Raw genomic sequence first — 12,317 nt, 5'->3', positions numbered from 1 at the left:
GGCGCAACACTTTTCTCACTGAGGCGGTTTACGCCAGCTTAAGCCAGATTTCACCAGGCGCAGAGCTTGGTGTTGGTCTGCGGGTTGTTCCAGCAGGCGCCATCGTCGCGGCTGCGCACGAACTGTCCCGGCAGCGGCACGTTGCGGCGGCCGAGATTGACATAGCCATAGGCGAAGCCTGGCCCGTCGATCTCCAGCACATAGGTCGGATAGCCCGGCGCCGAGATGCGGAAGCTGCCGGCACCGTCGATCGCGCGATAGCTGCACGGAAAATAACCGTCATCGCTGGTGAAGCAGCGCGCCCGCTTGGCCTCGGCCGAGACCGACAAGGCCAGAAATGTCGCCGCGCACACGCTGCCGGCGAAAAGCAATTTCCCCAATGTCATCATCCACCCCCCTGCCGCGTAAGCTTGACCAAATTCCCGCGGCAATGAAATGCGCACGGTGGCGAAACCGGGTCAAGCAGCGGCGATTGGCTGCTGGCGATGTAGATAATTCTTTCCTAGCCGGCCCGCTTGGCGACGATAAAGATACGAGGGAAGCGCAGCAGCACCTTGCCGTTCGCCGTCCTCGGATAGGCCTTGGCGATCTTGGCCGTGTAGCTGTCGAGGAACATCTTGCGCTCGTCGGCTTCCAGCGGATCGAGGAAAGGCTTCAGGCCGGTCGATTTCACCCATTCGACGATCGCCTCGGCGTCGGCCAGAGGATGATTGTAGACCGTGTGCCATATGTCCAGCCGATCGCTGAGCGGCGACAGGAGGTCATAATAGAACGACACCGGCGGCAACGGCGCGCGCGCCGCCCCCCTGATCTTTGCGGCAAACGGCATTTCGGTGGCGGTCTCCCGCATCAGGCGATGGGAGTCCTCGCCCATATTGTCGGGCATCTGGATGGCGAGCGCGCCGCCTTGCGCCAGAAAGCCCATCAGCCGCTGGAACACCGCCGGGTGCTCGGGCAGCCACTGGAAGACCGCATTGGCGAAGATCACGTTGACCGGCTCGGCCGGCTGCCATTTGGACGCATCGGCGAGATCGAAGCTGACTTCAGGCAGGCGCGCCCTCGCCTTTTCGATCATGTCGGGAGAGGTGTCGAAGCCGCTCACCTCGGCATCCGGCCAGCGCTCGACCAGGAGTTCGGTCGAGTTGCCCGGCCCGCAGCCGATGTCGACGACCCGGCGCGGAAAGTCCACCGGCACTTGCGCGACGAGGTCACGCGCAGGACGCGTGCGCTCGTCTTCGAACTTCAGATATTGGGCGGCGGACCAATCAGCCATTTGAACTCCTCATATCACCTTGAGAATTCGCCGCCCCAATGCCCTTACCGCCTCAGAGTGATCCCCTTACCGCGTCAGCCTCTTGTAGGTCATGCGGTGCGGGTTGACGGCATCGGGCCCGAGCCGGCGGATCTTGTCCTGCTCGTAGTCCTCGAAATTGCCCTCGAACCATTCGACATGGCTGTCGCCCTCGAAGGCGAGGATGTGCGTCGCCAGACGGTCGAGGAACATGCGATCGTGCGAGATGATGACGGCGCAGCCACCGAAGTTTTCCAGCGCGTCTTCAAGTGCCGCCAGCGTTTCCGTGTCGAGATCGTTGGTCGGCTCGTCGAGCAGCAGCACATTGCCGCCGGTCTTCAGCATCTTGGCCAGATGCACGCGGTTACGCTGGCCGCCGGACAGATTGCCGACCTTCTGCTGCTGGTCGCCGCCACGGAAGTTGAACGACGCGCAATAGGCGCGCGTGTTGGCCTCGAACTTGCCGAGCTTGACCACTTCTGCACCGCCGGAAATCTCTTCCCACACGGTCTTCGAAGGATCGAGCTGGTCGCGGCTCTGGTCGACATAGCCGAGCTTGACCGTTTCACCGACGCGAATCGTGCCAGCGTCCGGCTTTTCCTGGCCGGTGATCATGCGGAACAGCGTCGTCTTGCCGGCGCCGTTCGGGCCGATGACGCCAACGATGCCGCCCGGCGGCAGCTTGAACGACAGATTGTCGATCAGCAGCGTGTCGCCAAAGCCCTTCGACAGGCCTTCCGCCTCGATCACCACATTGCCGAGCCGCTCGCCATGCGGAATGACGATCTGCGTATCGCTTGGACGCCGCTTGTCGGCGGCATCGAGCAGATCCTGGAATGCCTGGATACGCGCCTTGGACTTGGTCTGGCGGGCCTTGGGGCTGGACTGGATCCACTCGCGCTCGCGACCGATCGCGCGCTGGCGGGCGTCGTCCTCGCGGCCTTCCTGCTTGAGGCGCTTGGCCTTGGCTTCGAGGTATTTGGTGTAGTTGCCCTCGTAGGGAATGCCGCGACCACGGTCGAGCTCGAGGATCCAGCCGGTGACATTGTCGAGGAAGTAGCGATCGTGGGTGATGATCATCACAGCACCCGGATAGGCGCGCAGATGCTTTTCCAGCCACGCGGTCGTCTCGGCGTCGAGATGGTTGGTCGGTTCGTCGAGCAGCAGAAGATCAGGCTGGCGCAGCAGAAGCTGGCAGAGCGCGACGCGGCGCCGCTCGCCGCCCGACAGCTTGGTGACGTCGGCATCCTTGGGCGGGCAGCCGAGTGCTTCCATCGCCATCTCGACCTGCTGTTCGAGGTCCCAAAGGTTCAGCCGGTCCATCTCGTCCTGGAGCTTGGCCGACTCGTCGGCCGTCTCGTCGGAATAGTTCATCATCAATTCGTTGTAGCGCTCGATGATGGCGGTCTTGGCGGCGACGCCTTCCATGATGTTCTCGAACACCGTCTTCTTCGGGTCGAGCGCCGGCTCCTGCGCCAGGTAGCCGACGGTGGCGCCTTCCGCCAGCCATGCCTCGCCGTTCCACTCCTTGTCGAGCCCGGCCATGATCTTGAGGATCGTCGACTTGCCCGAGCCGTTGGGGCCGAGAATGCCGATCTTGGCATCTGGATAGAAGGACAGATGGATGTTCTCGAGCACCTTCTTGGTGCCATAGGCCTTGTTGAGGCCGGCCATGTGATAGATGAACTGGCGTGCCACGCGCGCTTTCCCTGAAAAACTGACTGGATTGTCACATTGGATGGAGGTTGGCCGCTATGTAGGCGATGCAGCGGCGAACGGCAATCGCTTTCGCCGCTTCGGTCCGGTCACACGAGGAAGTGTCCGCCGAACCGGGCGGTTTTCCACCGGTCACCGAACGCGTGAAAGCTCCGGTTAACCCTTCCGCGTCAAAACAGGGATGGGGTGGAATCGCTGACTGGCCGCGATTTCGAGAGAGAGATCGGATCGACGGCATTGCTGAACAGTTTCCTGCTCCTTGCCGAGGCGGTCGTCTACTTCAGCGTCATGGTGACGCTCTTCCGCTTCAGAAAGCGTATCGGCCTCGGCGTGTTCGTCTGCGCGCTCGGCGTCATGCACTTCCTCGAGACCTATCTCGCCAGCGTCTTCTATGTCGCCTTGCCGTTCGGCATGGTCTCGCCCGGCTCGGCGGTACTGTTTTCCGGCAAGCTGGTGATGCTCTTGCTGCTCTATATGAAGGAAGACGCCGCCACCGTCCGTCAGCCGATCTATGGGCTGCTGCTCGGCAATACGCTGATGGTCGGGCTTGTCCTGCTCCTGCGGATGCACGCCATCGCCGAGCTTCCCGATGGCAGGCTTCCCGACATCGGCTTCATCGACGAGATGGGCTGGCTGATGGTGTGGGGCACGACGCTGCTCTTCGTCGACGCCATCCTGATCATCCTGCTCTATGAAAAGCTTGGGCGCACCCTGCGCAAGGCACAGTTCGCGCGCATCCTGATTTCGGTCGCCTGCGTGCTCACCTTCGACCAGGCCGGCTTCTTCGCCGCGCTGCATTTCGTTGCCGGCGCGCCGATCGCGGTCTTTTTCGGTGGCTGGTTTGCCAAGATGGCGGCGGCGCTGGCCTTCAGCGGCATGCTCGTGGCCTATCTCCGATGGTTCGAAGCCCGGGAGATTTCGGTGCCGCGTGGGCTCACCGACATCTTCGACACGCTGACCTATCGCGAGCGCTATGAAGCGCTGGTCGAACATGTCGGCCGTGACGGCCTCACCGGCCTGCTGCACCGGGGCCGCTTCGACAGCGACGGTGAAGCCGCGGTTCAGGCCAGCCTGCGCACGGCCAGGCCACTCAGCCTGCTGATCATCGATGTCGACCACTTCAAGTCGATCAACGACCGTTTCGGCCATGCCGAAGGCGACAAGGTGCTGAAAGCCATTGCTGCATTGCTCGGCGAAATGACTGGTGCCGAAGACCAGGTGTTCCGGATCGGCGGCGAGGAATTCGCCATCCTCAGTTCGCGTCCGCACTCGGTCGCCAAGCTGTTCGGCGAAAGCATCCGCAACGCGGTCAAGACGTCAGCCACCACCAGCCGCTTCGAGCTGACCGTCAGTGCCGGCGTTTCCAGCGTCAGCGAAACGACCCGCAGCCTTGCCGATATCTTCGCGCTTGCCGACCAGCGCCTCTACAGGGCCAAGTCCACCGGACGCGATCGCGTCGTCGGCGAACCCGTTGGCCATGAGGCCGATACCGCCGTTGCATGGACGAAGCCCGCGCAGCTGTAATCGTGGTTCTTGCCAGACTTCTTCTGCCGCCGAATGCCTGTCGCCACGCCACCGGATGATGCGCGACGCACCTCGTGGACGAGACGACAGTCCCTGCCGGCTTACTGCACTCCGCGCCTGTACCTACTGGAACCCGATCGCGTCGACGGTGCCTGTCGGGCAACCGGCCTTGTTGGTCGGCACCGAAGCCAGCAACAGATCCTTGAGCGAACTGTCGGGGCCGATCGGGCCGGCAAGGCCGAGCGTCAGTTCGCCGATCAGCCGCCGGCCGCTCGACGGATCGATGACGCAGGACACGCGCACGCGGTCGCCTGCACCAGCGCCGAAGGCAGTGTCAAAGGCGCCGCGGATCTGGTCCGCCGTCAGCTTGCCGCCGATGTTCTTGGCAAAGAGATCACGCACCGGCGAGCTGTTCACCGCACGCATCAGGTTGAGCGCGTCGGAGAAGTATTCCTGCTGGCTCTTGCCGTAGCAGGTGCCGTGCTTGATCCATTCATGCCGCTCGAGCTGAGAAGCCGTACCCGGCATCACCCGGTCGAGTTCCGAGCGAGTGTCGGCATCCAGATTGACCGGCGGCAGATCCTTCCAGTGGGCGGGATTGTCGTTGGCCTTGTCGCCTGCCGTCACCTGGCAATAGAAATTGCCGCTCGGTTGCGGCCACAGGCCGTGCAAGGTGAAATGCGTCGCGTCGAAATCGTTCGCGCTCTGCGCCTTGCATTCTGTCTTGCTCGACTTGGTCTCGCAAAAGGCCGGTTGCCAGCTCAGGGCGAAGACATAGTCGGGTTTCCCCGAGGCGGATGTCGCCGGCTTGCCCTGCCCGCCCGGCGCGGCCGGCACAGTCGCCGCGCTGCTGCCGGACACATGGCCGCAACTGACCTTCACCCAGCGGCGCTCCGGATTGGCGCCCGGCACCAGGATGAGATAGTGCGTCGGCGCATCCTTGTTACCGGCAAGCAGCTGATAGCCCTGCCCGGCATTGGTCGAGACATTGCCCGGATTCTTGCCGTTCTTGATGGCTTGCGTTGCCGGACAGGCAGCGTCGGCAACGAAGGTGCCGCTCAGCTTGACGTCGGCATGCGCAGCACTGGCCAGCGCCGCCGTCAGCATGGCCAATCCGAAAACAAAACCAATGCGCATATGGAATCCCCGGCTGAAGAAAGTGGGCGACAGACTGCCGCTGTCTCCGTGTCAGAATTGCGATATTTCGCCGGTCAAACGCAAGAAACATCGTCGCGCAAAAGCAGCCGTGGCGGATTGACGCAAAACCGGCGCCGGCGCAAACAATGCCTGCGCCGCGAAGGTCGGCGGAACCTGGAGACCGAGCGGCATGTCATTCAGCCAGCAGCGCGTGGTTCGCTCGCCGACCGGTGCCGACCTCAATCTTTTCGTCAGGCAGGCCGATGGCCGGCCACGCGCTGTCGTCCAGATCAATCACGGACTGGCCGAACATGCCGCGCGCTACGCCCGCTTTGCAGATTTCCTTGGGGAACGCGGCTTCCATGTCTATGCACATGACCACCGTGGCCATGGCGAGACCCGGGCGCCCGACGCACCGCTCGGCAGGTTCGCCGACAAGGACGGCCCTGCCAAGGTGATCGCCGATGTCGACGCCATTCATGATCTGATCGCCAGCGAACAGCCAAACCTGCCGGTCATCCTTTTCGGCCATTCGATGGGTGCGTCGGTGGCGCTGAACTTCCTGTTGCGCCATTCTGCCCGCGTCCACGCCGCCGCCATCTGGAACGGAAATTTCTCGGCCGGCCTGCTCGGACAGGTAGCGCTCGGCATCCTCGCCTGGGAACGGTTCCGGCTCGGCTCCGACGTCCCGTCGCGCATACTGCCCAAGCTGACCTTTCAGGCCTGGGGCAAGGCAGTGCCCAATCACCGCACCTTGTTCGACTGGCTGTCGCGCGACGAGGCCGAGGTGGCGAAATACATCGCCGACCCGCTGTGCGGCTGGGATGCCTCGGTATCGATGTGGCGCGACGTCGTCGGCATGGCGCTGAACGGCGGCAAGGATGTCGGCTTTGCCGGGATGCGGCGCAACCTGCCTGTCAGCATCGTCGGCGGCGAGAAGGACCCCGCTTCGGATTACGGCAAGGCTGTCGACCACCTCGCGAAACGCATGCGCGCGATGGGCTTTTCGAATCTCGTTTCAAAGGTTTACGCCGACACCCGCCACGAAAGCCTGAACGAGGTGAATCGCGACGTCATCATGGCCGATTTCGCCGCCTGGGCCGACGGTGTGCTGAAATCGTGACCCCGTCACGCGGTGCATCTTCTTCGAACCGGTGCGTTGGCCTATCGCAAGGGCCGTGACAGCCACTGCCGGGCTTGATAGAGGCTCTGCTTTCGCAGCAATCACGGTGATTGCGGCAACCACGGTGATTTATGGCCGAACCCCCGCTGAAAGGCGTCCGCGTCGTCGAACTCGCCCGCATCCTTGCCGGGCCGTGGGCCGGGCAATTGCTTGCCGATCTGGGCGCCGACGTCATCAAGGTCGAAAGTCCCGATGGCGGCGACGACACCCGCAAATGGGGTCCACCCTTCGTCATCGGCAAGGACGGCGAGAACCTCTCGGCCGCCTATTACCATTCCTGCAACCGCGGCAAGCGCTCCATCGCCATCGATTTCTCGACACCGGATGGCGCCGAGACGGTGCGCCGGCTGGTCGCCACGTCGGACGTGCTGATCGAGAACTTCAAGCTCGGTGGCCTGAAGAAATACGGGCTCGATTACGACAGCCTGCGCAAGATCAATCCGCGCCTCGTTTATTGCTCGATCACCGGCTTCGGCCAGGATGGGCCCTACGCGCCGCGCGCCGGCTACGACTTCATAATCCAGGCCATGGCCGGCATGATGTCGATCACCGGTGAGGTCGGCCGCGAGCCGCAAAAGGCTGGCGTCGCCATATCGGACATCTTCACCGGTCTTTATTCCGTCATCGCCATCCAGGCCGCATTGCGTCATGCCGAACAGACCGGCGAGGGTCAGCACATCGACATGGCGCTTTTCGACACCCAGATCTCGGCGCTCGGCAACCAGAACCTCAATTATCTCGTCTCCGGCAAATCGCCGGTCCAGATGGGCAACGCGCACATGAACATCGCGCCCTACGAGGTGGTGCCCGTCAGGGATGGTCACATCATCCTGGCGGTCGGCAATGACGGGCAGTTCGCCAAATTCTGCGCTGCCGTCGGGTTGGACGATTTGCCGACCAATCCCGATTTCGCCACCAATCCGGCCCGGGTCGCCAACCGGGTAAAGCTGCGCGAACACGTGATCGAGGCGCTGAAGACTTTTGATCGTGACCCTCTGCTGGCAAGACTGGAGGCGGCAGGCGTGCCGGCGAGCCCGATCAACACGATTGGCCAGATGTTCGCCGACCCGCAGACGATCGCGCGCGGCATGCGGCTCGATCTCGACGACGGCCACGGCAATCTCCTGCCTTCGGTGCGCGCGCCGATGGTCATGTCGGGCACGCCGCTGGTCTATGAGCGCCCCTCGCCGCGCCTGGGCGAACACACCGAAGAAATCCTAGCCGAACTGGAGAGGTCCAAGAAATGAAGACCGGCGGACAGTTGATCGTCGACGCACTCGAAGCCAATGGCAGCGACCGTATCTATTGCGTGCCCGGAGAATCCTACCTCGCTGTGCTCGACGCACTGCACGACTCGCCGATCCGCACCATCGTCTGCCGCCAGGAAGGCGGTGCGGCGATGATGGCCGACTGTCACGGCCGCCTGACCGGCAAGCCCGGCATCTGCTTCGTCACCCGCGGCCCCGGCGCGACCAACGCCTCGGCCGGCATCCACATCGCCATGCAGGATTCAATTCCGGTCATCCTGTTCATCGGCCAGGTTGCCAGCCACGCCAAGGAGCGCGAGGCCTTCCAGGAGGTCGACTACAAGCGCTTTTTCGGCGACATCGCCAAATGGGTGGTCGAGATCGACGATGCCTCGCGCATCCCTGAATTCGTCACCCGCGCCTTCGCCGTGGCGACATCGGGCCGTCCTGGTCCCGTGGTCATCTCGCTGCCTGAAGACATGCTGACCAGTGTCGTCGAAGCGCCCGCTGCCTTGCCGCACACCCCGGTCGAAACGCGGCCGGGCGAAGCTGAACTCGATGCGCTGGAAAAGCTGCTCGGCAAGGCCAAGCGGCCTTTCGTCATCCTTGGCGGCACGCGCTGGGACGCCGAGGCCGTGGCACGGATGCGAACGATCGCCGAGGCGTGGTCACTGCCGGTCGGCTGTTCCTTCCGCCGCCAGATGCTGTTCGACCATCTGCATCCGAATTATGCCGGCGATGTCGGCATCGGCATCAATCCGAAACTGGCGACGGCGATCAAGCAGGCCGATCTCGTGCTGCTCATCGGCGGCCGCATGGGCGAGATGCCGTCCTCCGACTACACGCTGTTGAAGAGCCCCTACCCCGACCAGACGCTGGTCCATATTCATGCCGACGCTGGCGAGCTCGGCCGCGTCTATCGGCCGACACTGGCAATCAACGCCTCGCCCGCCGCCTTCGTCGAAGCCTTCGCCAAGCGCAAGCCGGCCTCGGCACCCGTCTGGGCGGACGAGACGCCAAAACTGCATGCCGCCTATCTCGACTGGTCGACACCGCCGGAAAGCGGTCCAGGTTCGGTCCAGATGGGGCCGATCATGAACTATCTGGAAAAGATGCTGCCCGACGACGCCATCCTCACCAATGGCGCCGGCAACTACGCCACCTGGGTCCATCGTTTCCATCGCTTCCGCCGCTTCGCCACCCAGGGCGCGCCGACCTCGGGCTCGATGGGCTATGGCACCCCTGCCGCGGTCGCCGCGAAAGGGCTGTTTCCGGACCGGACCGTGGTCGCCTTCGCCGGCGACGGCTGTTTCCTGATGAACGGGCAGGAATTCGCCACAGCCGTGCAGTATGACCTGCCGATCATCGTCGTGGTCGTCAACAACGGCATCTACGGCACCATCCGCATGCACCAGGAACGCGAGTATCCCGGCCGCGTCGTCGCCACCGATCTCAAGAACCCCGACTTCGCGGCCCTGGCCCGCGCCTATGGCGGCCATGGCGAAACGGTCGAGAAGACGGCGGACTTCGCCCCGGCCTTCGAGCGTGCCCGCGCCAGCGGCAAGCCTGCGATCGTCGAGATCAGGCTCGACCCGGAGGCGATCACGCCAACACGGACGATGACGCAGATTCGCGACAAAGCATAAGAAACAAAAAAGGGGCGGTTGCCCGCCCCTTGCGTTGTGGCTTCCCTACATCGCCTTTTCGATCTGGCCGCGGATCTCGCCGTCCTTGTTGGCGGCGGTGTGGACGTTGACGTAATATTTGCCGGCCTCCAGGTCAGCCGCCTGGGCATCGGTCAAGACAGCCGAACCCTTGATCGGGCTCTTGAGCTTCTTGAACGGGATTACCGGTCCGGCGTTCTCACCCACCGCCGCCGGGCCGTGAATGTGCCCAGCCACCGCAGGCCCGCTTAGACCGGAATACTTGACGTTCCAGCTGAGTTTCTTCTTGGCCGTGTCGAACGTGAAAGTGGCAGTTCCCTTGCCTTTCGTGGTGACGGGCGGATTTTGCTGGGCGCCATCGAGCGTCGCCTTGAACTTTTCCATGTCGGCCAGGGCCGGCGAGGCAAGGAAGATGGCAGCAGAGACGGCAAGTGCCGAAACGATCGGCGAAAAGGAATGCATTCGCATTTTAGAGACCTCCGTTGGATGTGACACCCTTGCGGCCCCCCGGCCGCATGGATGTATCAGCACAACGGTCGGCTGGCCAAAAGTATCCGTGGGCGCACGCATATGTGATGACCAATGGAACGAAAGAGGTGGTCGCCCGCCTCTCCCGAGATCATCCATCAACGCCTCGACGTGACTACCCGGTCGCATAGTGACCCGGATAAGCGAAAGGCAATGGTCAGACGGCCGCCAGCGCCTGCGTGAGATCAGCGATCAGGTCGTCGGGGTGCTCGACACCGATGGACAGCCTGACCGTTGTCTCGAGCACGCCGATGCGCTGGCGCACGTCGAAGGGAATGCCCGAATGGGTCATGGCCGCCGGGTGACTGGCCAGTGATTCGGTGCCGCCGAGACTCACCGCCAGCTTGAAGATCTGCAATCCGTTGAGAAAGGCGAAAGCCGCCTTCTGCCCGCCCCTGATATCGAAAGAGAATGTCGACCCTGCGCCGCTGCATTGCATCCGGTAGACGCGACCCGCCGGTGAATCCTCGCCCAGGAACGGCAGATAGTGCACCTTCTCGACCTTGGCATGATCGCGCAGGAATTCGGCGACGAGGCGCGCATTGTCGTTGGCCCGCTCCATGCGGATCGACAACGTCTCCAGCGAGCGGCCGAGCATCCAGCAGGAATGCGGGTCGAGCTGCGTGCCGATCGCGCCGCGCAGCGCCTTGATCGGCTTGGTGACCGCCTTGCTGCCCATGGCGGCGCCCGCGATCAGGTCGGAATGGCCGCCGACATATTTGGTCAGCGAATAGACGGAAACATCGGCGCCGTGCTCGATGGGCCGCTGGAACACCGGGCCAAGCAGCGTGTTGTCGCAGACGACGATCGGCGTCGAACCTTGGCTCGCGCCGATCTCGTCGGCGATCCTCCGCATCAGCGCGATATCGACAAGGCTGTTGGTCGGATTTGACGGCGTCTCGATCAGGATGACCGAAACTCGGCCCTTTGCGATGGCAGCGTCCGCAGCCGCGCGCACCGCCGTCTCGTCGACACCATCGGCGAAGCCGACAGCACCGACGCCGAAGCCGGAAAGCGTGCGCGTCAAAAGCGTCTCGGTGCCGCCATAAAGCGGCTGCGAATGCAGGATGACGTCGCCCGGACGGGCATAGGCGAGCAGCGTCGTCGCGATCGCCGACATGCCGGACGAAAACAGGATGCAGGCATCCGTCCCTTCATAGATCGCCAGCCGGTCCTCGACGATCTCGCTGTTGGGATGGTTGAAGCGCGAATAGACGAGACCGGACGCCGTGCCAGTTGGAGGCTCCTTGCGACCGGACGTGTAGTCGAAGAAGTCGCGTCCCTCTTCGGCCGACTTGAACACGAAGGTCGAGGTCAGGAACACCGGTGGCTTGACCGCGCCCTCCGAAAGCTGCGGATCGAAGCCATAGCTCAGCATCAGCGTCTCCGGATGGAGCTTGTGGTTGCCGATATGGGTTTTCGACGGGCGTGGCGCGGTCATGGTTTTTCCTGCCTTTCGAGGAGTGTCGCATGGCAATTTATGCGATCCCGATCAGCCAGTCCTTGCTATTCCTGGGCTCGCATGGCTGCATTCTCGCAACAAATTGCCTGGAGAGACTGAAAGTGCAGCAGAAGATAGCCGACGATTTCGACCGCAAGATCCTGCGTGAACTGCAGGCCGACGCCCGCATCACCAACAACGAGCTTGCCGAGCGCATCGGCCTGTCGCCGTCGCCATGCCTGAGGCGGGTGCGGCGGCTGGAGGAGACCGGCGTTATCAGGGGCTACACCACGCTGGTCGATCCGGCCGCCTTCGGCTGGAGCATGGTCGCCATCGCCACCATCCGGCTCGGCCGCCAGAACGAGGACGAGATCGTCATGTTCGAGGACGCGATCCGCGGCTGGGAAGAAGTGCTGGAATGCCACCTCGTCACCGGTTCGCGCGACTATGTGCTGAAGGTGGTGACAGGCAGCCTCGAACAGTACGAGCGCTTCATCAAGGAAAAGATCGCGCGGCTAAAATGCGTCGCCTCGATCGAGACCAGCTTCGTCATGAACACAATAAAGGAACGGCGCCTCTGACACTT

The 12,317-nt window shown here is 63.2% G+C and carries 11 protein-coding genes; 5 read left to right on the top strand and 6 right to left on the bottom strand.

The features are described 5' to 3' along the window. Positions 1-50: 50 nt before the first annotated feature. From NR193_RS12140 to ettA, 3 genes are all read right to left on the bottom strand, one after another. Complete coding sequence (locus NR193_RS12140; RefSeq protein ID WP_256751073.1) at positions 51-386, bottom strand: hypothetical protein; 336 nt, start codon at positions 384-386, stop codon at positions 51-53. 116 nt (positions 387-502) lie between these two features. After that, positions 503-1,273 (bottom strand): trans-aconitate 2-methyltransferase, encoded by a 771-nt coding sequence (gene tam, locus NR193_RS12135; protein ID WP_256751072.1) that lies wholly within the window; start codon positions 1,271-1,273, stop codon positions 503-505. Between the two features lie 66 nt (positions 1,274-1,339). Continuing rightward, positions 1,340-2,989, bottom strand: a complete 1,650-nt coding sequence (gene ettA, locus NR193_RS12130) for an energy-dependent translational throttle protein EttA (RefSeq protein WP_256751071.1) — start codon at positions 2,987-2,989, stop codon at positions 1,340-1,342. A gap of 255 nt (positions 2,990-3,244) precedes the next feature. On the opposite strand from ettA, the gene NR193_RS12125 reads away from it, so the two are divergent. Next, positions 3,245-4,531: a diguanylate cyclase gene (locus NR193_RS12125; RefSeq protein WP_256751314.1), complete on the top strand. Its 1,287-nt coding sequence runs from the start codon at positions 3,245-3,247 to the stop codon at positions 4,529-4,531. A 123-nt stretch (positions 4,532-4,654) separates the two neighbouring features. Here the strand turns inward: NR193_RS12125 and NR193_RS12120 are convergent, their stop codons facing one another. Beyond that, a complete protein-coding gene (locus tag NR193_RS12120) occupies positions 4,655-5,668 on the bottom strand; it encodes a ribonuclease (protein WP_256751070.1) in 1,014 nt (337 codons plus the stop codon). A 190-nt stretch (positions 5,669-5,858) separates the two neighbouring features. On the opposite strand from NR193_RS12120, the gene NR193_RS12115 reads away from it, so the two are divergent. The 3 genes from NR193_RS12115 to NR193_RS12105 all read left to right on the top strand — a co-directional run bounded on the left by NR193_RS12115 (position 5,859) and on the right by NR193_RS12105 (position 9,744). Further along, on the top strand, positions 5,859-6,791 hold the full coding sequence (locus NR193_RS12115; protein WP_256751069.1) for an alpha/beta fold hydrolase: 933 nt from the start codon (positions 5,859-5,861) through the stop codon (positions 6,789-6,791). A gap of 131 nt (positions 6,792-6,922) precedes the next feature. After that, positions 6,923-8,098, top strand: coding sequence for a CaiB/BaiF CoA-transferase family protein (locus NR193_RS12110; RefSeq protein ID WP_256751068.1), 1,176 nt, complete (start codon positions 6,923-6,925; stop codon positions 8,096-8,098). Beyond that, positions 8,095-9,744, top strand: coding sequence for a thiamine pyrophosphate-binding protein (locus tag NR193_RS12105; RefSeq protein WP_256751067.1), 1,650 nt, complete (start codon positions 8,095-8,097; stop codon positions 9,742-9,744). Before NR193_RS12110 ends, NR193_RS12105 begins: the two co-directional genes overlap by 4 nt. Before the next feature lie 45 nt (positions 9,745-9,789). Here the strand turns inward: NR193_RS12105 and NR193_RS12100 are convergent, their stop codons facing one another. Together NR193_RS12100 and NR193_RS12095 are read right to left on the bottom strand one after the other, a co-directional pair. Further along, positions 9,790-10,230: a CHRD domain-containing protein gene (locus tag NR193_RS12100; protein WP_091580224.1), complete on the bottom strand. Its 441-nt coding sequence runs from the start codon at positions 10,228-10,230 to the stop codon at positions 9,790-9,792. A gap of 217 nt (positions 10,231-10,447) precedes the next feature. Continuing rightward, the gene (locus NR193_RS12095; protein WP_256751066.1) at positions 10,448-11,731 is read right to left on the bottom strand and encodes a cystathionine gamma-synthase family protein; all 1,284 of its coding nucleotides are present in this window, start codon (positions 11,729-11,731) and stop codon (positions 10,448-10,450) included. A 122-nt stretch (positions 11,732-11,853) separates the two neighbouring features. On the opposite strand from NR193_RS12095, the gene NR193_RS12090 reads away from it, so the two are divergent. Further along, positions 11,854-12,312: an Lrp/AsnC family transcriptional regulator gene (locus NR193_RS12090; RefSeq protein ID WP_256751313.1), complete on the top strand. Its 459-nt coding sequence runs from the start codon at positions 11,854-11,856 to the stop codon at positions 12,310-12,312. Positions 12,313-12,317 lie beyond the last annotated feature (5 nt).

It is taken from the genome of Mesorhizobium sp. Mes31 (assembly GCF_024519675.1).
Lineage (GTDB): Bacteria > Pseudomonadota > Alphaproteobacteria > Rhizobiales > Rhizobiaceae > Mesorhizobium.
Note: the sequence above shows the minus strand (reverse complement) of the source record. Positions and strands in the feature narration are given on the sequence as shown.